This is a genomic window from Shinella sp. 838 (genome assembly GCF_029623935.1).
In the GTDB taxonomy this organism is placed as follows: domain Bacteria; phylum Pseudomonadota; class Alphaproteobacteria; order Rhizobiales; family Rhizobiaceae; genus Shinella.
Map to the genome: position 1 here is coordinate 513,848 of NZ_JARSBQ010000002.1, position 18,038 is coordinate 531,885.

Consider the following 18,038-nt stretch of genomic DNA (forward strand, 5'->3'; position numbering starts at 1 on the left):
ACTATCTTCGATTATCCGTTGCTTGCCATTACCGAGACCTTCCGTCCCATCGTCTCGCCTTCCTTGTCAAGGAGGCGCGTCGGATAGTCGCCGGTGAAGTAATGGTCGGTGAACTGCGGGCGGGCCGGGTTGCGGCCCTCGCCGCCGACGGCGCGGTAGAGCCCGTCGATGGAGAGGAACTCCAGCGAATCCGCCCCGATATACTTCGCCATCGCCTTGACGTCGTTGTACTGGTTGGCGAGCAGCTTGTCCCGGTCGGGCGTGTCGATGCCGTAGAAGTCGGGGTAGAAGATCATCGGGCTGGCGACGCGGATATGCACTTCCTTGGCGCCTGCATCGCGGATCATCTGCACGATCTTCAGCGACGTCGTGCCGCGCACGATCGAATCGTCGACGAGGATGACGCGCTTGCCGGCGATCATCGCGCGGTTGGCGGAATGCTTCAGCTTCACGCCGAAGGCACGGATCTGCTGTGTCGGCTCGATGAAGGTGCGGCCGACATAGTGGTTGCGGATGATGCCGTATTCGAACGGGATGCCGCTTTCCTGCGCGTAGCCGAGTGCCGCGGGCGTGCCGCCATCCGGGACGGGAACGACGACGTCGCCCTCGACCGGGTGTTCCTTGGCAAGGTTCATGCCCATGTTCTTGCGTGCGACATAGACCGAACGGCCACCGACAACGGAATCGGGGCGGGCGAAATAGACGTATTCAAAGAGGCAGAGGCGTTCCGGCTGCGGATTGCCCGATTTCTTCGCCTCGATGGTGATCGAGCCGTCCGGCTGGATTTCGCAAACGATGATCTCGCCGTTCTCGACGTCGCGGATGTACTTCGCGCCGATGATGTCGAGCGCGCAGGTTTCCGAGCAGAAGATCGGCTTGCCGTCGAGCTCGCCCATGACGAGCGGACGGATGCCCGTGGGGTCGCGCGCGGCGATCAGCTTGGTGCGGGTGATGCCGAGCATCGAGTAGCCGCCTTCCATCTGGCGGATCGCATCGATGAAGCGGTCGGTCGTGGAGGTGTAGCGCGAGCGGGCGATGAGGTGGAGCACCACTTCCGTGTCCGATGTCGACTGACAGATGGCGCCGCCCGCGATGATCTGCCGGCGCAGCGTCAGGCCGTTGGTGAAGTTGCCGTTATGGGCGACGGCGATGCCGCCGACTTCCAGTTCCGCAAAGAGCGGCTGTACATTGCGCAGCGCCACTTCTCCCGTCGTGGAGTAGCGCGTGTGTCCGATCGCCATGTTGCCGGGCAGCTTGGCGAGCGTCACCGGGTTCGTATAGTGGTCGCCGACGAGGCCCATATGCTTTTCCGTATGGAACTGCTTGCCGTCGAAGGAGACGATACCGGCGGCTTCCTGGCCGCGGTGCTGGAGCGCGTGCAGGCCGAGCGCCGTCAGCGTTGCGGCTTCCGGATGACCGAGAATGCCGAAGACGCCGCACTCTTCGTGAAGCGTGTCGCCATCGAGATCGTCGTCGTGGCGGCCGGGGAACTGGAAGTCGCTCATTGCTGCAAGCCTTTGCTCGGGACCGTAAGAGGTTGCACGGGGTTCTGGGTCATTCGGCAAGGCCCATATGGGTATTGCCTAAAGCATTTGCCACCGAGGCCCGGAAGCGTCAGTGGCTGATGGTCTATCCTACCAAAAAATCGGGGAGCCTGCCTTCGCCATTTCTCGCGAGTATCAGCTCCCCTGATCGATTTATCCGTTTGTGGCGGGCGTCTCTTCGGCGGGCGCCTGGTTCGTGCCGCCGGAGGCGCCATCCGGATCCTCCGTGCCGCCTTCGGTGGGCGCGCCTTCGGCGGATTTGCCGCGCAGGCGGTCGAGGATCGTCGCGTCGGCATCTTCCGGCAGGAGCGCCACGAGGCGCGAGCCGAGATTGTCGAGCAGCGGCTTGGATTTTGCCGTGGTGACCCAGGACGGCTGCTGCTGCGGCGCGACCAGCCAGTTGAAGAACAGCATGGCGACGACGACGAGCAGGATGCCGCGCGCTGCACCGAACAGGAAGCCAAGCGTACGGTCCAGCGCGCCGATGCGGCTGTCGATGATGAAATCGGCCATGCGCATGGTGATGAAGGAGATCACGATGAGCGCGACGAGGAAGACGGCAGCAGCCGAGCCGACCATGGCGACCGTATCGCTCGTCGTATAGTCCTTCGCATAGGGCACGAGGACCGGATAGAGGAAGTAGGCGGCTGCCGCGGCACCCACCCAGCTGGCGACGGAGAGCACCTCACGCGAAAAACCGCGCACCATCGCCAGTACGGCGGAGAACAGCGCGACGCCGATGACGATACCGTCGAGAATTGTGATGGGCATGTTCGTCCTACTCCAAACCCGAAATGTCGCCGGGCCCCGCCTCGTTCAAGCGGGGGCACCTTAGCGGAAGGCGTCTTCGCCGTCTCAGTTCGGCACGCCGGCGACCGATGTTTCCCACAGGCCATTGCCGTTTGCCGGAGGGCGTCAAACGTCCTCGTCTTCCCGCTTCAGGGCGCTCTTCGAACCGGCAATGCGCGCCACCAGATCCGGCAGGCTGTCGATCTCGCTCCAGCGGCCGCCATTGCCCTTGGGCAGATCGGCGGAACCGGCGGGCAGGACGGCCTGCGAAAAACCCAGCTTTTCCGCCTCCTTGAGGCGCTGGGCGGTGTGCGCCACCGGGCGGATTGCGCCCGACAGGCTGACTTCGCCGAAATAGACGCAATCGGCAGGAAGGGCAAGACCGGCAAGCGACGAAACGAGCGCCGAGGCGACCGCAAGGTCTGCAGCCGGTTCCGAGATACGGTAGCCGCCCGCCACATTGAGGTAGACGTCGTGTTGACCGAGGCGCACGCCGCAATGGGCCTCCAGCACGGCGAGGATCATCGAAAGCCGCGCCGAATCCCAGCCGACGACCGCACGGCGCGGCGTGCCGAGCGAGGTGGGGGCGACGAGGGCCTGCACCTCGACCAGCACTGGCCGCGTGCCCTCCATGCCGGCAAAGACCGCCGCGCCCGGCGATTTCGCATTGCGCTCGCCGAGGAAGAGTTCGGACGGGTTTGAGACTTCGCGAAGGCCCTTGTCGGACATCTCGAAGACACCGATCTCGTCCGTCGGGCCGAAACGGTTCTTGACGGTGCGCAGGATGCGGTAGTGGTGGCCGCGGTCGCCTTCGAAATAGAGCACGGCATCGACCATGTGCTCGACGACACGCGGGCCGGCGATCTGGCCTTCCTTGGTGACATGGCCGACGAGCACCATGGCGGCGCCCGTCTGCTTGGCGAAGCGGATCATCGCCTGCACGCCGGTGCGCACCTGCGTCACCGTCCCGGGCGCGGCCTCGGCGGTGTCGCTCCACAGGGTCTGGATCGAATCGATGATCACGAGATCGGGCCGCTTGCCTTCGCCGACGGTGGCGAGGATGTCCTCGACATTGGTCTCGGCGGCGAGCAGCACGTCGGTCTCGGCGGCCTGCAGGCGCTGGGCGCGCAGGCGCACCTGCGCCACGGCCTCTTCGCCCGAGACATAGATGATGCGGTGGCCGCGGCGGGAGAGGGCGGCGGCGGCCTGCATAAGAAGGGTGGATTTGCCGATGCCGGGATCGCCGCCGATCAGCACGGCCGAGCCCCGCACGAAGCCGCCACCTGTGGCACGGTCGAGCTCGCCGATGCCGGTGTGGATGCGCGGGGCTTCCTCGATCTCGCCGGAGAGAGCGGTCAGCGCAACGGGGCGGCCCTTCTTCGGTACCTTGCCGGGGCCGGAGCCGATGCCGCCCATCGGATCTTCCTCGACGACGGTGTTCCACTCGCCGCAGCCCTCGCATTTCCCGACCCAGCGGGAATGGGCGGTGCCGCAGTTCTGGCAGACGAATTGGGTGCGGGCTTTCGCCATAAAATCTCGCTTTCCGGAATCGTTCCGGAAGTCCCTAGCACAAAAGGGGAACGTGTCCTATTTTTTCGCCGCTTCGTAGCGTCGTTCGTAACGCCTTCCGAGGCTGGTCAGGAGCTCGTAGTCGATCGTGCCGCCGGCGCGGGCCACATCCTCGATGGGCATATTACGGCCGAAGAGCTCGATGAAGTCGCCGGGCCGGACGCTTCCCTCCGGCAGGTCCGTCACGTCGAAATGGGTGAGATCCATGGTGACGCGGCCGATCAGCGGTACCGCGCGGCCGTGCAGCACGCCGCTGGCACCCGGGACGTTCGTCTTGCGCAGCGGCACGCCTGAGCCAGAAAGGGCGCGCATGTAGCCATCCGCATAGCCGACCGCGGCGACGGCGATGCGCGTGTCGCGGGTGAAGACGGTGGTGGCGCCGTAGCTGACGCTTTCGCCGGCTTTCGCCTCGCGCACCTGGAGGATACGGGCTTCGGCGGTGACGACCGGCTTCATCGGGTTCGGCGCGTCGTTGACGGCCGCGCCGCCATAGAGCGAGATGCCCGGGCGGGTGAGGGTGAAGTGATACTCTTCGCCGAGGAAGATGCCGGCCGAATTGGCCAGCGTCGCATCGATGCCGTCGAAGGCATCGACGGCGGTGCGGAACCGCTGGAGCTGCTGGCGGTTGAGCGGGTGGTTCGGATCATCCGCGCAGGCGAGATGGCTGAGCAGCATGATCGGCGAGAAGCTCGCCGGCCGCGCCACGTCGCCGGCAAGCGCCAGGGCATCTTCGACGCGCAGGCCGAGCCGGCTCATACCCGTGTCGACATGCAGCACGCAGGGGTGGTCGCTTCCGTCGGAGACCGCGGCCATGAAGACGGCGAGCTGTTCCTCCGAGGCAATGACCGGCACGAGGTCGAACTCGAAGAACAGCCGCTCGGAGCCGGCCCACATGCCGGACAGAACGTAGATGCGGGCATCCGGCAGCGTCGCGCGCAACGCAGCGCCTTCCGCCGGGGTGGCGACGAAGAAATCGCGCGCACCTGCCAGATGAAAGGTCCTTGCCGCCGGTTCGAGGCCGATGCCGTAGGCGTCGGCCTTCAGCACCGCGGCGGTGCGCGCCGCGCCGGAGCGCCGCGCCATGGCGCGCCAGTTGTCGGCAAGCGCAGAAAGATCGATCGTCAGACGAGCATGGTCCTCGCCGGCGACGGGCAGGGTGGAGCGGGTGGGCGTGTGGTGCGTGCTCATTTCAGTGAGATACAGCCTGTGGACCATGGCGGCAATACGGCCGCCGGCTGCATTGCCGGTACGAAACGCGGCCTCTATGGTGCCGCGCCGAAAGGGAGAGACGATGCGGGCAGGAATGAGAACGGCCGTTGGGGCGATGGCCCTCGCCCTTTCGGGCGAGGCGGCGGTTGCGGAGAGCGTGCCGACGGATGCCGCGATGCGCGAGGCGCATGCGGTGCTGCTCGGCCTTGCCCAGGACGGTGCGGTGCCGGTGCGCGAGGCGGGCGCGGACATCTACTATTCCATCGTCGACAATCCCGAGGCGCCCCGGCTGGTGACCCGGCTGGAAGTCTCCGGAGCGCCCTGCCGTGCCCGCACGACCGCAGCCCTGCAGTTCCCGGAAAAGTGGGCGACGCTGACGCTCGGCCTGGTCGATCTCAGCCGCGTGACGGCGGTCACGGCCTATGCCTCTGCCGATGACATGATCGCGGAGGCAAAACCCATTCCGCTCGCCTCTCCCGACGTGGAGCAGATCGTTCTGACGGGCGAGGGGCTCTATTGTTCGAGCCGCATGGCGCTTTCAGGGGAGAGTGGGGCCTCTGACGGCACCTGCTCCGACAGGCTGGACCTGTCGATGATGGACGAGGAGCAAAAGGCGCGCGGCCGGCGGGCGCTTGCCATCGTGGGCGATTTCTGCAAGGCCCCGGCTTTCGGGAAGCGGTGAGCGTGCAAGAGGAGGATTGCCCCTCATCTGGCCTGCCGGCCACCTTCTCCCCGCAAGCGGGGCGAAGGGGATGTGCGGCACCGGCTTCCCCAACCAATGATGGTTCGTGACGCAAGTTCCCTCTCCTCGCTTGCGGAGAGAGGGTGAGGGGCGAATCCCGGCTCCCGTCAATGCTCGTACTGGGTGAACGACGGATCGGCGAGGTCGGTGAAGCGGGTGTATTCCGACTGGAAGGCCAGTTTCACCGTGCCGGTCGGTCCGTGGCGCTGCTTGGCGATGATGACGTCCGCCGTGCCCTTCACGGCCTCGAACTTCATCTTCCACTCTTCGTATTTCGGGTCGAACTCGTCGCGCGGCTCGAGGTTCTTCACGTAGTATTCCTCGCGGAACACGAAGAGCACCACGTCGGCGTCCTGTTCGATCGAGCCCGATTCGCGAAGGTCGGAAAGCTGCGGGCGCTTGTCCTCGCGGCTTTCCACCTGACGGGAGAGCTGGGAGAGCGCGATGATCGGCACGTTCAGCTCCTTGCCGAGCGCCTTGAGGCCGGTGGTGATCTGGGTGATTTCCTGCACGCGGTTGTCGCTGGATTTTCCCGAGCCGGTCATCAGCTGGATATAGTCCACCACGAGGCAATCGAGGCCGCGCTGGCGCTTGAGGCGGCGGGCGCGGGCGGAAAGCTGGGCGATCGAGATACCACCGGTCTGGTCGATATAGAGCGGCACCTTCTGCATCATCTGGCTGCAGGCGACCAGCTTTTCGAAATCGGCCTCGGAAATGTCACCACGACGGATTTTTGACGAGGAAACTTCCGTCTGCTCGGAAATGATACGCGTTGCGAGCTGTTCGGACGACATTTCGAGCGAATAGAAGCCGACGACGCCGCCGTTCTTCGCCTTGAAGGAACCGTCCGCCTGCACTTCCGGCTCGTAGGAGGCGGCGATGTTGTAGGCGATGTTGGTGGCAAGCGAGGTCTTGCCCATGCCGGGGCGCCCGGCGAGCACGATCAAGTCCGAGCGCTGCAGGCCGCCCATGCGGCCATCGAGCGAGTGGATGCCGGTGGAAATGCCCGATAGCGAGCCGTCGCGCTCGAAGGCGGCGCCGGCCATGTCAATCGCCAGCGCAACGGCATCGTTGAACGACTGGAAGCCGCCATCGTAGCGGCCGGTTTCGGCCAGTTCGAACAGGCGCCGTTCGGCATCCTCGATCTGGTTCTGCGGCGGCATATCGAGCGGCGCGTCATAGGCGATGTTGACCATGTCCTCGCCGATGGTGATCAGCGAGCGGCGCAGCGCCAGGTCATAGATGGCGCGGCCGTAATCCTCCGCGTTGATGATCGTCACGGCTTCGGCGGCAAGGCGCGCGAGGTACTGCGGGATCGTCAGGTCGCCGACCTTGCCGTCGGCGGGCAGGTGGGTCTTCAGCGTGATCGTCGTCGCGATCTTGCCCATGCGAATCGTGTCGCCGGCAAGCTCGTAGATCTTGCGGTGCAGCGGCTCGTTGAAGTGCATGGGCTTCAGGAAATCCGAGACGCGGTAATAGGCATCGTTGTTGACCAGGATCGCGCCGAGCAGCGCCTGTTCGGCCTCGACGTTGTTCGGTGCCTCGCGATGATGCAGCTCCGCATTGTCGCGGCCCGCCTGGCTGAGTTTGCGCACGGCGTCGTTCATCGTCCCGAATCTCCCCATCCCTTTTTGCGAAGGCCGCTGGTTTGGTTTCTTTGCTGTCGGGGGTCAAGCGCTTCCGACTCGGCCCGACCATTAAGCCCGTTGTTAGACTTTTCCACAGGCGTGCGGGACACAGCAAGCCCGGATTGCGCCGGGCCTGCTGGCTTTCGGTTGACACCGCTTTCGAATCTCAGAGCGAGGCTTCCTGCGGAAACTGCCGCGCACCGCGGCGTTCGCCCTTGGGATTGCCCTCGTGCGCCTTGAGACAATCCTCGCCCCGGCCGATATATTCGCGCGTCAGCGGCGCGGCCTTCTGGTCATGCGCCAGCTGAAGCTGGAAGACGACGAGGTTCTGCCAGCGAAAGGCACTCTCGGAGGCCGCGAGGTAGAACTCCCAGATCCGGCAGAATTTCTCGTCGTAGAGCGCCTTGGCCTCGTCGCGCCGGGCCATGAAGCGTTCCCGCCAGTGGCGCAACGTTTCGGCATAGTGCAGGCGCAGGATTTCCACATCCGTCACGGCAAGCCCGCTCTTCTCCACCGCCTGCATGACCTCCGAAAGGGCAGGGATATAGCCGCCCGGGAAGATGTACTTCTCGATGAACGGGTTGTTGGCGGAGGGACGGTCCGTGCGGCCGATCGTGTGCAGCAGCATCACCCCGTCCTGCTTCAGGAGCGACGCGCTCTTGCGGAAGAAGGTCAGGTAGTTCGGGCGGCCGACATGTTCGAACATGCCGACCGAGACGATGCGGTCGAACGGGCCGTCCGTGTTGCGATAGTCCTGCAGCAGGAACCTGACCTCTTCCGAGAGTCCGGCTTCGCTCGCCCGCGTCACGGAAAGGGCGTGCTGCTCGTCGGAGAGCGTCACGCCCGTGACCTTGGCGCCGAGCTGCCGGGCGAGGTAGAGCGCCATGCCGCCCCAGCCGCTGCCGATGTCGAGCACGCTCTGACCTGGCCGGATGATGTTGAGCTTTGCCGCGATGTGGCGCTTCTTGGCAAGCTGCGCGTCGTCGAGCGTCTGGTCCGGCCGTTCGAAATAGGCGCAGGAATATTGCCGGTCCTGGTCGAGGAAGAGATCGTAGAGCGCACCCGTCAGGTCATAGTGGTGCTGCACGTTCTTGCGCGAGCGTACGATGCTGTTCTTCTCCCGTATCCAGCGGAAGAGGTAGCGCGCCCGTTCGAGCAGGTGGTTCCAGCGACTGTCGTAATATTTGAAATCGGGATTGCCGGTAAAGATGGTCGTCAGGAGGTCGTAGATATCGCCCTCCACGATCTCGATATCCCCCGTGCCATAGTGATGCCCGAGATAGTAGGCAGGGTCGAGGGCGAGGCCCCAGACCGCTTTCTTCGTGTTGAGACGCATGTGGACGGGATTTCCGGTGCCGTCGCCGAAGCTCTGGCGGGTGCCGTCCGGGTAGGTGATCGTCAGATTTCCGGTCTCGACGAGGCGGGAAACGAGAGCCTGTACAATGAATTTCATTCGCTAAACTCCGTCGCGCTTAAAAAATCTGGCGGAACGGGTCTGGTCGCAAACCGGCCTAAAAAAAGCGGCCCGACCGCCAATCCAGTCTAACGACATATAAATATTGATGCGAAAATCCGGATTTCAAGCCGTGCCTTTCGGCTGCCGCAAAAGCAAAGGGCCGGCAAAGCCGGCCCCAAAAAGCAGATGAGCCGGCAAAGCCGGCTCACTGTTGTTCTCAGGCTTCGTCTTCGTCTACGCCGTCGGCTTCCGGATCGAAGAAGTCGGCTGCCGTCAGGGCGTCTTCGTCAACGCCGTAGATGGCGTCGGCAGAGGTCAGGCTTTCGCCCTTCGACTGACGTTCGGCTTCTTCGACGGAGCGGGCAACGTTGACTTCGACCGAGATCTCGACTTCGGCGTGCAGGTGCAGGACGACCTTGTGCAGGCCGATCGCCTTGATCGGGGTGTTGAGCTCGACCTGGTTGCGGCCGATGTTGAAGCCTTCGGCAGCCAGCGCCTCGATGACGTCGCGGGCAGCGACCGAGCCGTAGAGCTGGCCGGTTTCGCCGGCGGAGCGGACGATGATGAAGGACTTGCCGTCGAGCTTCTCGGCGACGGCCTGGGCTTCCGACTTGCGCTCGAGGTTGCGGGCTTCGAGCGTCGCACGCTCGGATTCGAAGCGCTTCTTGTTGGCTTCGTTGGCGCGCAGCGCCTTGCCGAGCGGCAGCAGGTAGTTACGGGCAAAGCCGTCGCGAACCTTTACGGTTTCGCCCATCTGGCCGAGCTTGGCGATGCGTTCGAGGAGAATGACGTCCATTTTAGAGTTCCTTTCTGAATGTCAGGTGTTCTGGTTTTTCTTCTCTGCCGGGCCGGCTGGCGTCAGCGCGATGGTGCGCCGCGTGTCCATCAGGCCCAGAATGAGGATGGCGAAGATCGGTATGGTGAAGAGCAGTACCGAGATATAGGCGAACCACAGGGCGAACAGCCGCCACGGCTTGCCGCGCGTCCTGAAATGCAGGCTCGCAAAGCCGGCAAGCACGAAACCGGCCCCGAAGGTGCCGCAGACGAGCGCGCCGATGATCGCCGGCACGCCGCCCATGAAGGCGAGAACGAGACCGGCGAGGAAGAAGAAGATCGCGTTGCGGTGCATGCGCAGCGTCGAGGGCATATCCTCGCGCGGGCGAAGGCCGCGGCCGGACAGGCGCACGATGAAGGTCGCAACGTAGTATGCGGCGAACAGCAGGAACACCCAGAGAGCGCCCTGCACCAGCGGCAGCGCCAGCGCGAAAACGGCCTTGAGCTGCGCGACGGCGGTCGCATCGGGATTGTAGAGCGGTTCCTGCGCTTTCAGCGTCGCGATGACGATATCGACGAGCTGGCTCGCCATGGCGCTGTCGTAGCCGACGATCGCGCCGACGGCGACCATGCCGAGCGTCACCATGACGGCGAGATGTGCGAGGATGTTGGACAGCGGATACCAGGCGAGTGCATTGTCCGGGCCGCCGAGTTCGGAGGCGGGGCGGGCAAGATTCGCGAGATTGGAGAGCCAGCCGGCCGGGATCAGCGTGATGATGACGATCAGCAGCGCGAAATGCGAGGAGACCAGCATGGAGGCGGTCGCGCCGCCGGCGACGACGGCGATCAGCGCGCTGGCATTGCCCCAGCCGAGGCCGGCAATCAGAATCGGAAGAGCGGACGCGGCGTAAAGCACGATCGCGAGAGTCGACTGCGCGTTCGCGCTCAGCGAAAGCAGAGCGGCGGTCACACCGGCAATCAGGCCGGTCGCAATCGAGGTCGGCGTCAAGGTCTTCAAAGGTTCGCTGTCCTGTCTCATCAGACAGTTAGAGGAGCTTCCTGACAAACTTGTTCAGGACTGTTTCCCCAACATGGGATTAGGCTTCAGATTTTTCGCAATCCCGGACGCAAAACCGTTTCACACTTTTGCTGGAATTTCTCTGAAAGCCGGCGGCTCCGATCCGCGCCCAACGCGGAAGGGAAAGGGGGAAGGCGGCAGAACCGTCTTCCCCGGAGTCATGCATCCCGGCCCGACGTCGAGTCAGGCCGCAGAGTCAGTATGCTTACGCTACGACGTAGGGCAGCAGGCCGAGGAAGCGGGCGCGCTTGATCGCCTTGGCGAGTTCGCGCTGCTTCTTCTGGGAAACGGCCGTGATGCGGGACGGAACGATCTTGCCACGCTCGGAAATGTAGCGCGACAGGAGACGGACGTCCTTGTAGTCGATCTTCGGTGCGTTTGCGCCCGAGAAGGGGCAGGTCTTGCGGCGGCGGTGGAACGGACGGCGTGCCGGAGCGGAAGAAACATCAGCCATAGTCAAAATCTCCTTCTGCTTCGATTACGCGCGGTCTTCACGGGCCGGACGGTCGCCACGCGGCGGGCGGTCGCCGAAGTCGCGGCGCGGACGGTCACCGAAATCGCGGCGCGGGCCACGATCGTCGCCATCACGGCGCGGACGGTCGTCGCGGTCACGCTTCTGCATCATGGCCGACGGGCCTTCTTCGTGGGCTTCCACGGCGATGGTCATGTAACGAAGAACGTCTTCGTTGATGCGCATCTGGCGTTCCATCTCGTGGATGGCGGCGGCCGGAGCGTCGATGTCCATCAGCGCGTAATGCGCCTTTCGGTTCTTCTTGATGCGGTAGGTGAGGGACTTGAGGCCCCAGTTCTCAACCCGGCCGACCTTGCCGCCGAGCGATTCGATCACACCCTTGTACTGTTCGACGAGAGCGTCGACCTGCTGGGCGGACACGTCCTGGCGGGCCAGGAATACATGTTCGTAAAGAGCCATGTGGCTTTGCCTTTCTTGCGTTTACACCCGAAACCGGCGCCAAGCCTCAACGACAGTTCTCAAGGGCGGAAAGCCCGAAGCAAGAAAAGCGTTAATCCAGACGGTCGAGAGCGGAGACACGGGAGGCCGGAGCCCTTGGCTCCAACGGCGGTCTTTTGGGATCGCCGGCCCTCCGTTCAGCCACCAGCCGATTGACCGGGTGTGTTGAACAGCGCGCCTTATACGGATTTTCCGGCGGAAAGCAAGTCTTGCACTCCAGAAGCGTGCTGACCCGTTTTGCAACAGGGCGGGAACCAAATGGAAGACGCCGCGTTGTTCATTCCGATCCAACCAGATGGAGTGACAGACATGCAAGACCCGAACCTTGTCAATCGTCCCCCGGAAGATCGCACGACGCGTCCGGTGGATGACCGCGGACCGACCGTCGTGAACCAGAGCAGCGGGAGTGGCACGGGCGGCTGGGCAGTGGCCGTGATTCTCGCAGTGCTCGTTGCCGTGGGCATCTTCTATTTCGTCGGCAGCGGAACGCCGGGTGACGGCGTCGACCCGAACGCCAACACCTCGGCCATCGGCACGACGGACACGGCGCCGGCCGGCGGCACGGCAACGGATGGCCAGACGGGCGGTGCTACCGGCACGCAGCCGCTGGAAGGCCAGCCGAGCGGCGGCCAGCAGCCCGCCGAAGGTGGTGGCGCGACCACGACCACGCCGTAACGTCACCCCGCAAAGAGCAGGGCGAAAGGAAACCCGTCGGCAACGGCGGGTTTCTTTCGTCGTCGCGGTTTTTTTGAAGCCCGGTGTCGGGTCGCGGCCGCGCCGAACGTCTACACTGCATGGGCCGCGATCGATGGCCTCGTAACCGGATGGAGGATGCACCAATGCCGAAGAACACGATCTGCCTGTGGTTTGACAAGGATGCCGAAGCGGCCGCCCGCTTTTATGCCGCGACGTTTCCCGACAGCGCCGTGGGCGATGTCACCCGCGCGCCGGGCGATTACCCCGATGGCAAGCAGGGAGAAGTGCTGGTCGTCGGCTTCACGGTCGCCGGCATTCCGTGCATCGGCCTGAACGGCGGGCCGACCTTCAAGCACAACGAAGCCTTCTCCTTCCAGATATCCACGGAGGATCAGGAAGAGACCGACCGTTACTGGAATGCGATCGTCGGCAATGGCGGGCAGGAAAGCGAGTGCGGCTGGTGCAAGGACAAATGGGGTATCTCTTGGCAGATCACGCCGCGCGTCCTCATGGATGCGCTTGCCGCCGGTGGCGACGAGGCGAAACGCGCCTTCAACGTGATGATGACGATGAAGAAGATCGACGTCGCCGCCATCGAGGCGGCCCGGCGCGGCTGAGTCGCGAACCCTTTCGGAAGATAAGAGACGGGCGGCCAATGGCCGCCCGCTTCTTGTCAGATCGGCGCGGGATAGAGCCGGTGGATGCGGCGGATGCCATTCGTCACGTCGGCCGAGAGAGTTACGTCGACGGCGCCGATATCCGTCTTCAGCTGCTCCATCGACGTCGCGCCGATGATGACGGAGGCCATGAAGGGCCGCGCCAGGCAGAAGGCGAGGGCCATCTGGCCGGCGTCCAGCCCGTGCTCCTTGGCAAGGTCCACATAGGCGCGCACGGCCGGCTCCTGAAGCGGCTGGTAGCGGCCGCCGAGGTCGCCGTTCTTCGTCAGGCGCGACCCCTCGGGGCGGGCGCCGTCGAGATACTTGCCCGTCAGAAGCCCGGCAGCGAGCGGCGAATAGGCGAGCAGGCCGATATCCTCGTGGTGCGAGACTTCGGCAAGATCGAGGTCATAGGCCCGGTAGAGCAGATTGTATTCGTTCTGGATCGAGGCGACGCGCGGCAGGCCCCTGGCCTCGGCGTGGCGCAGGAACTGCATTGTGCCCCAGGCCGTCTCGTTGGAAAGGCCGAGGGCCCGCACCTTGCCGGCCTTGACGAGTTCCCCGACGGTTTCGAGGGCTTCCGCCAGCTCGGCGGCAACCGCCTCGCGATCCTGCTTCGACGGGTCGTAGCTCCAGGCGTTGCGGAAGTGATAGTGCCCGCGGTTCGGCCAGTGCAGCTGGTAGAGGTCGACATAGTCGGTCTTAAGGCGCTGGAGACTGCCGTCGATGGCGTCAAGGATGCCGGCACGGTTCATCGGCGCGCCGCCGCGGATATAGGGGCGGCCGGGGCCGGCGACCTTGGTGGCGAGGATGACCTTCTCGCGGTTGCCGCGCGCCTGCATCCACGTGCCGATGAACCGTTCGGTGTCGCCGTAGGTTTCTGCGGAAAGCGGTGTCGTCGGATAGAGTTCGGCAGTATCGATAAAGTTCACACCGTGGGCGAACGCATAGTCGAGCTGGTCGTGCGCGTCCTTCTCGCTGTTCTGCGAGCCCCAGGTCATCGTGCCAAGGCAGATTTCCGACACGCTGATGCCGGTCCGGCCAAGCGGATTATACTTCATGGGAGGAGAAATCCTGTTGTGGAAACGGCGCGACTGTAGGCGGCTCCTCGTGAATCGCAAGACGGAAAGCGCCTTTTCCCTGTGTGAAGGCCTTGGAAATGCCGGCTTTGAGGTGCCGGAAGCCTGCCGCACGCCTTGACTCGCCGGGTCGGAATGTGAATGGAAAAGAAAACATGAGACGGGAGAGACCCCTATGAGCGTAGCATTCACCTTCCCCGGCCAGGGCAGCCAGGCCGTCGGCATGGGCAAGGATCTCGCGGAAGCCTTCCCGGAGGCGCGCGCCGTTTTCGCGGAAGTCGACGAGGCGCTCGGCCAGAACCTTTCCGCCATCATGTTCGAAGGACCGGAAGAAACGCTGACGCTGACGGCCAACGCCCAGCCGGCGCTGATGGCGGTGTCGATCGCCGTCATGCGCGTGCTCGAGGCGCGCGGCCTGTCGCTGAAGGATCAGGTCTCCTATGTCGCCGGACACTCGCTCGGCGAATATTCGGCGCTCTGTGCCGCCGGAACCTTCACGCTGGCCGATACGGCACGCCTTCTGCGCATCCGAGGCAATGCCATGCAGTCCGCGGTCCCGGTCGGCGAAGGCGCGATGGCTGCCATCATCGGCCTGGAACAGGCGGATGTCGAAGCCATCTGCAAGGAAGCCTCCACCGGCGGCAGCTGCCAGATCGCCAACGACAACGGCGGTGGCCAGCTCGTCATTTCCGGCTCCAAGCCGGCCGTCGAGGTCGCGGCCCGGCTTGCGACGGAAAAGGGTGCCAAGCGTGCGCTGATGCTGTCCGTCTCCGCCCCTTTCCATTCCGCCCTGATGGGCCCGGCCGCCGACGCCATGCGCGAGGCACTGGCAGGCGTTTCGGTCAAGGCGCCGGTCGTGCCCGTCATTGCCAATGTACGCGCGGCTCCGGTCAGTGAGCCGCAGGAGATCGCCCGCCTGCTCGTCGAGCAGGTCACCGGCCAGGTGCGCTGGCGCGAGACGGTCGAATGGTTCGCGGCAAACAATGTCACCACGCTTTATGAGGTCGGCTCCGGCAAGGTGCTGACGGGCCTTGCCCGCCGCATCGACAAGTCCGTCACCGGCATCGCCATCAACACGCCCGCCGATATCGACAGCGCGCTCGCAGCCCTCATCGGTTGATCTAATCTTAAAGGAACGGAACCATGTTTGATCTTTCCGGCCGCAAGGCTCTCGTTACCGGCGCTTCCGGTGGCATCGGCGAAGAGATCGCCCGCATCCTCCATGCCCAGGGCGCCATCGTCGGCCTGCATGGCACGCGCGTCGAAAAGCTCGAAACGCTTGCCAATGAGCTTGGCGAGCGCGTCCACATCTTCCCGGCAAACCTCTCCGACCGCGCCGAAGTCAAGGCGCTGGGCGAGAAGGCGGAAGCCGATCTCGGCGGCGTTGACATCCTCGTCAACAATGCCGGCATCACCAAGGACGGTCTCTTCGTGCGCATGAGCGACGACGACTGGGATGCGGTTCTGGAAGTCAACCTCACGGCCGTGTTCCGCCTGACGCGCGAGCTCACCCATCCGATGATGCGCCGCCGCTACGGCCGCATCATCAACATCACCTCCGTCGTCGGCGTCACCGGCAATCCGGGCCAGGCGAACTATTGCGCCTCCAAGGCCGGCATGATCGGCTTCACCAAGTCGCTCGCGCAGGAGATCGCCACCCGCAACGTCACGGTCAACTGCGTCGCGCCCGGCTTCATCGAAAGCGCGATGACCGGCAAGCTGAACGACAAGCAGAAGGAAGCCATCATGGGCGCCATTCCGATGAAGCGCATGGGCACCGGCGCGGAAGTTGCATCCGCCGTCGCCTATCTCGCCTCGTCGGAAGCGTCCTACATGACAGGCCAGACGCTGCATGTGAACGGCGGCATGGCGATGATCTGATACAGGGCCAAGTGCCCGGCGTTGCAGCACGAATAGCATGTTGACCGCTGGCGCGCCGGGCATTTTCGGACTTTGCGGCAGACTTAAACCGTGTTAATCGGGCCATGACTGTCAGCAGTCGATCGGCAAATGCCTCGCGCGTTCAGGCGGTACGCAACAGTATCGTCAATGCCGCATTGCCAGTTGAAGGGATTGCCGGATGTGTTCTTGAGGCACATCGGGCGTGTTGAGTGTCCGGTGCCGTGACAGGCGCCGATCAAAAACAAAGGTCGAGGAATCCGACATGAGCGACGTAGCAGAACGCGTAAAGAAAATTGTCATTGATCATCTGGGTGTTGACGCCGAAAAGGTCAGCGAAGGCGCAAGCTTCATCGATGATCTTGGCGCGGACTCGCTCGACACCGTCGAACTGGTCATGGCGTTCGAAGAAGAATTCGGCGTCGAGATCCCGGACGATGCGGCTGACTCGATCCTGACGGTCGGCGACGCCGTCAAGTTCATCGAGAAGGCCCAGGCCTGATCGAACATTCCGGCGGGCCTCCTTCGGGTGGCCCGTCCCGGCCTTCCCGGGCCGCACCTCCTCTTGGGGCAATAGACATAGAATACATAAGGGTGGATCACGGACGATGAGGCGTGTCGTTATCACGGGTACCGGCATGGTATCCCCGCTTGGCTGTGGCACCGAAGTTACCTGGAGCCGGCTTCTCGAAGGCCGCAGCGGCGCTGCCAGGGTAACCACCTTCGAGGTCGATGACCTCCCTGCAAAGATAGCCTGCTCCATTCCCCTCGGCGACGGTACCGGCGGTACCTACAATGCCGACCAGTGGATGGAACCGAAGGAGCAGCGCAAGGTCGATCCTTTCATCGTCTACGCCGTCGCTGCCGCCGACATGGCGCTGGCAGACGCCGGCTGGCATCCGAAGACCGACGAGGACCAGATCGCGACCGGTGTGCTCATCGGCTCGGGTATCGGCGGCCTCGATGGCATCGTCGAGGCCGGCTACACGCTGCGCGACAAGGGTCCGCGCCGCGTCTCGCCCTTCTTCATTCCCGGCCGCCTGATCAACCTCGCCTCCGGCCAGGTCTCCATCAAGCACAAGCTGCGCGGCCCGAACCATTCCGTCGTCACCGCCTGCTCGACCGGCGCGCACGCCATTGGCGATGCCAGCCGCCTGATCGCGCTGGGCGATGCTGACGTCATGGTGGCGGGCGGTGCCGAATCGCCGATCTGCCGCATCGCGCTCGCCGGCTTTGCCGCCTGCAAGGCGCTCTCCACCGACCGCAACGACGACCCGACCGCCGCCTCGCGGCCCTATGACCGCGACCGCGACGGCTTCGTCATGGGCGAGGGCGCCGGCGTCGTCATCTTGGAAGAGCTGGAGCACGCGAAGGCGCGCGGCGCGAAGATCTACGCCGAAGTCGTCGGTTACGGTCTTTCGGGCGATGCCTACCACATCACCGCGCCGTCGGAAGACGGCGATGGCGCCTATCGCTGCATGCAGATGGCGCTGAAGCGCGCTGGCATTCCGGCAAGCGAGCTCGACTATATCAACGCACACGGCACCTCCACCATGGCCGACACGATCGAGCTTGGTGCGGTGGAGCGTCTGGTCGGCGATGCCGCATCGCGCGTCTCCATGTCGTCCACCAAGTCGGCGATCGGCCATCTGCTCGGCGCCGCCGGCGCCGTCGAGGCGATCTTCACGGCGCTGGCGATCCGTGACAATATCGCTCCGCCGACGCTGAACCTCGACAATCCCGACGTCGAGACGGCGATCGACCTGGTGCCGCACAAGGCGCGCAAGCGCGAGATCAACGTGGCGCTGTCCAATTCGTTCGGCTTCGGCGGAACGAATGCGTCGCTGGTTCTCAAGCGCTACGCCTGAACCGGGACTTCTGCCCCGGCACGCTACACACCCGAATGCGCAGGGCAGGCCCATCCTGCTTTTGCCGTATTGCTCTGCTGG

General features: G+C 64.3%; 18 protein-coding genes. 7 read left to right on the forward strand and 11 right to left on the reverse strand.

Annotated features, from left to right (window positions below; translation table 11 throughout):
• Positions 1 to 11: 11 nt before the first annotated feature.
• The 4 genes from purF to alr all read right to left on the reverse strand — a co-directional run bounded on the left by purF (position 12) and on the right by alr (position 5,090).
• Positions 12 to 1,505 carry an amidophosphoribosyltransferase gene (gene purF / locus P9A16_RS10150; RefSeq protein ID WP_023516731.1) on the reverse strand — a complete coding sequence of 498 codons (1,494 nt, stop codon included), beginning with the start codon at positions 1,503 to 1,505 and terminating at the stop codon, positions 12 to 14.
• A gap of 192 nt (positions 1,506 to 1,697) precedes the next feature.
• On the reverse strand, positions 1,698 to 2,315 hold the full coding sequence (locus P9A16_RS10155) for a CvpA family protein (RefSeq protein ID WP_023516732.1): 618 nt from the start codon (positions 2,313 to 2,315) through the stop codon (positions 1,698 to 1,700).
• Between the two features lie 144 nt (positions 2,316 to 2,459).
• Positions 2,460 to 3,863, reverse strand: coding sequence for a DNA repair protein RadA (radA, locus tag P9A16_RS10160; RefSeq protein ID WP_023516733.1), 1,404 nt, complete (start codon positions 3,861 to 3,863; stop codon positions 2,460 to 2,462).
• Between the two features lie 57 nt (positions 3,864 to 3,920).
• Complete coding sequence (gene alr / locus P9A16_RS10165) at positions 3,921 to 5,090, reverse strand: alanine racemase (protein ID WP_050743152.1); 1,170 nt, start codon at positions 5,088 to 5,090, stop codon at positions 3,921 to 3,923.
• Positions 5,091 to 5,205: 115 nt separating this feature from the next.
• Here alr and P9A16_RS10170 point away from each other — a divergent pair, with 115 nt between their 5' ends.
• On the forward strand, positions 5,206 to 5,793 hold the full coding sequence (locus P9A16_RS10170; protein ID WP_272789104.1) for a hypothetical protein: 588 nt from the start codon (positions 5,206 to 5,208) through the stop codon (positions 5,791 to 5,793).
• 167 nt (positions 5,794 to 5,960) lie between these two features.
• Here the strand turns inward: P9A16_RS10170 and P9A16_RS10175 are convergent, their stop codons facing one another.
• From P9A16_RS10175 to rpsF, 6 genes are all read right to left on the reverse strand, one after another.
• A complete protein-coding gene (locus P9A16_RS10175; protein WP_023515061.1) occupies positions 5,961 to 7,460 on the reverse strand; it encodes a replicative DNA helicase in 1,500 nt (499 codons plus the stop codon).
• Positions 7,461 to 7,647: 187 nt separating this feature from the next.
• Entirely contained in the window at positions 7,648 to 8,934 is a 1,287-nt protein-coding gene (locus P9A16_RS10180) for an SAM-dependent methyltransferase (protein ID WP_024271294.1), read from the reverse strand.
• Positions 8,935 to 9,154: 220 nt separating this feature from the next.
• On the reverse strand, positions 9,155 to 9,733 hold the full coding sequence (rplI, locus tag P9A16_RS10185) for a 50S ribosomal protein L9 (protein ID WP_023515799.1): 579 nt from the start codon (positions 9,731 to 9,733) through the stop codon (positions 9,155 to 9,157).
• Between the two features lie 21 nt (positions 9,734 to 9,754).
• The gene (locus P9A16_RS10190) at positions 9,755 to 10,729 is read right to left on the reverse strand and encodes a DUF2232 domain-containing protein (protein WP_023515800.1); all 975 of its coding nucleotides are present in this window, start codon (positions 10,727 to 10,729) and stop codon (positions 9,755 to 9,757) included.
• A gap of 265 nt (positions 10,730 to 10,994) precedes the next feature.
• Positions 10,995 to 11,243, reverse strand: a complete 249-nt coding sequence (gene rpsR / locus P9A16_RS10195) for a 30S ribosomal protein S18 (RefSeq protein ID WP_023515801.1) — start codon at positions 11,241 to 11,243, stop codon at positions 10,995 to 10,997.
• Between the two features lie 24 nt (positions 11,244 to 11,267).
• The gene (gene rpsF / locus P9A16_RS10200) at positions 11,268 to 11,720 is read right to left on the reverse strand and encodes a 30S ribosomal protein S6 (RefSeq protein WP_023515802.1); all 453 of its coding nucleotides are present in this window, start codon (positions 11,718 to 11,720) and stop codon (positions 11,268 to 11,270) included.
• Positions 11,721 to 12,068: 348 nt separating this feature from the next.
• Between rpsF and P9A16_RS10205 the strand changes: the two genes are divergently transcribed.
• Both P9A16_RS10205 and P9A16_RS10210 read left to right on the forward strand, forming a co-directional pair.
• Positions 12,069 to 12,434, forward strand: a complete 366-nt coding sequence (locus P9A16_RS10205) for a hypothetical protein (protein WP_023515803.1) — start codon at positions 12,069 to 12,071, stop codon at positions 12,432 to 12,434.
• Positions 12,435 to 12,598: 164 nt separating this feature from the next.
• Positions 12,599 to 13,072, forward strand: coding sequence for a VOC family protein (locus tag P9A16_RS10210; protein ID WP_023515804.1), 474 nt, complete (start codon positions 12,599 to 12,601; stop codon positions 13,070 to 13,072).
• Between the two features lie 56 nt (positions 13,073 to 13,128).
• On the opposite strand, the gene P9A16_RS10215 is transcribed toward P9A16_RS10210, so the two are convergent.
• The gene (locus P9A16_RS10215) at positions 13,129 to 14,172 is read right to left on the reverse strand and encodes an aldo/keto reductase (protein ID WP_023513141.1); all 1,044 of its coding nucleotides are present in this window, start codon (positions 14,170 to 14,172) and stop codon (positions 13,129 to 13,131) included.
• Positions 14,173 to 14,365: 193 nt separating this feature from the next.
• On the opposite strand from P9A16_RS10215, the gene fabD reads away from it, so the two are divergent.
• From fabD to fabF, 4 genes are all read left to right on the forward strand, one after another.
• Positions 14,366 to 15,310 (forward strand): ACP S-malonyltransferase, encoded by a 945-nt coding sequence (gene fabD, locus P9A16_RS10220; protein WP_023513140.1) that lies wholly within the window; start codon positions 14,366 to 14,368, stop codon positions 15,308 to 15,310.
• Positions 15,311 to 15,333: 23 nt separating this feature from the next.
• The gene (gene fabG / locus P9A16_RS10225) at positions 15,334 to 16,071 is read left to right on the forward strand and encodes a 3-oxoacyl-[acyl-carrier-protein] reductase (RefSeq protein WP_023513139.1); all 738 of its coding nucleotides are present in this window, start codon (positions 15,334 to 15,336) and stop codon (positions 16,069 to 16,071) included.
• Between the two features lie 283 nt (positions 16,072 to 16,354).
• Complete coding sequence (locus tag P9A16_RS10230) at positions 16,355 to 16,591, forward strand: acyl carrier protein (protein WP_018327362.1); 237 nt, start codon at positions 16,355 to 16,357, stop codon at positions 16,589 to 16,591.
• 106 nt (positions 16,592 to 16,697) lie between these two features.
• The gene (gene fabF / locus P9A16_RS10235; RefSeq protein ID WP_023513998.1) at positions 16,698 to 17,957 is read left to right on the forward strand and encodes a beta-ketoacyl-ACP synthase II; all 1,260 of its coding nucleotides are present in this window, start codon (positions 16,698 to 16,700) and stop codon (positions 17,955 to 17,957) included.
• Positions 17,958 to 18,038: the final 81 nt, after the last annotated feature.

Excerpts from the sequence above, each read along its gene's own strand:
- purF (WP_023516731.1), bottom strand. The coding sequence starts at position 1,505 with ATGAGCGACTTCCAGTTCCCCGGCCGCCACGACGACGATCTCGATGGC.
- P9A16_RS10155 (WP_023516732.1), bottom strand. The coding sequence starts at position 2,315 with ATGCCCATCACAATTCTCGACGGTATCGTCATCGGCGTCGCGCTGTTC.
- radA (WP_023516733.1), bottom strand. The coding sequence starts at position 3,863 with ATGGCGAAAGCCCGCACCCAATTCGTCTGCCAGAACTGCGGCACCGCC.
- alr (WP_050743152.1), bottom strand. The coding sequence starts at position 5,090 with ATGAGCACGCACCACACGCCCACCCGCTCCACCCTGCCCGTCGCCGGC.
- P9A16_RS10170 (WP_272789104.1), top strand. The coding sequence starts at position 5,206 with ATGAGAACGGCCGTTGGGGCGATGGCCCTCGCCCTTTCGGGCGAGGCG.
- P9A16_RS10175 (WP_023515061.1), bottom strand. The coding sequence starts at position 7,460 with ATGAACGACGCCGTGCGCAAACTCAGCCAGGCGGGCCGCGACAATGCG.
- P9A16_RS10180 (WP_024271294.1), bottom strand. The coding sequence starts at position 8,934 with ATGAAATTCATTGTACAGGCTCTCGTTTCCCGCCTCGTCGAGACCGGA.
- rplI (WP_023515799.1), bottom strand. The coding sequence starts at position 9,733 with ATGGACGTCATTCTCCTCGAACGCATCGCCAAGCTCGGCCAGATGGGC.
- rpsR (WP_023515801.1), bottom strand. The coding sequence starts at position 11,243 with ATGGCTGATGTTTCTTCCGCTCCGGCACGCCGTCCGTTCCACCGCCGC.
- rpsF (WP_023515802.1), bottom strand. The coding sequence starts at position 11,720 with ATGGCTCTTTACGAACATGTATTCCTGGCCCGCCAGGACGTGTCCGCC.
- P9A16_RS10205 (WP_023515803.1), top strand. The coding sequence starts at position 12,069 with ATGCAAGACCCGAACCTTGTCAATCGTCCCCCGGAAGATCGCACGACG.
- P9A16_RS10210 (WP_023515804.1), top strand. The coding sequence starts at position 12,599 with ATGCCGAAGAACACGATCTGCCTGTGGTTTGACAAGGATGCCGAAGCG.
- P9A16_RS10215 (WP_023513141.1), bottom strand. The coding sequence starts at position 14,172 with ATGAAGTATAATCCGCTTGGCCGGACCGGCATCAGCGTGTCGGAAATC.
- fabD (WP_023513140.1), top strand. The coding sequence starts at position 14,366 with ATGAGCGTAGCATTCACCTTCCCCGGCCAGGGCAGCCAGGCCGTCGGC.
- fabG (WP_023513139.1), top strand. The coding sequence starts at position 15,334 with ATGTTTGATCTTTCCGGCCGCAAGGCTCTCGTTACCGGCGCTTCCGGT.
- P9A16_RS10230 (WP_018327362.1), top strand. The coding sequence starts at position 16,355 with ATGAGCGACGTAGCAGAACGCGTAAAGAAAATTGTCATTGATCATCTG.
- fabF (WP_023513998.1), top strand. The coding sequence starts at position 16,698 with ATGAGGCGTGTCGTTATCACGGGTACCGGCATGGTATCCCCGCTTGGC.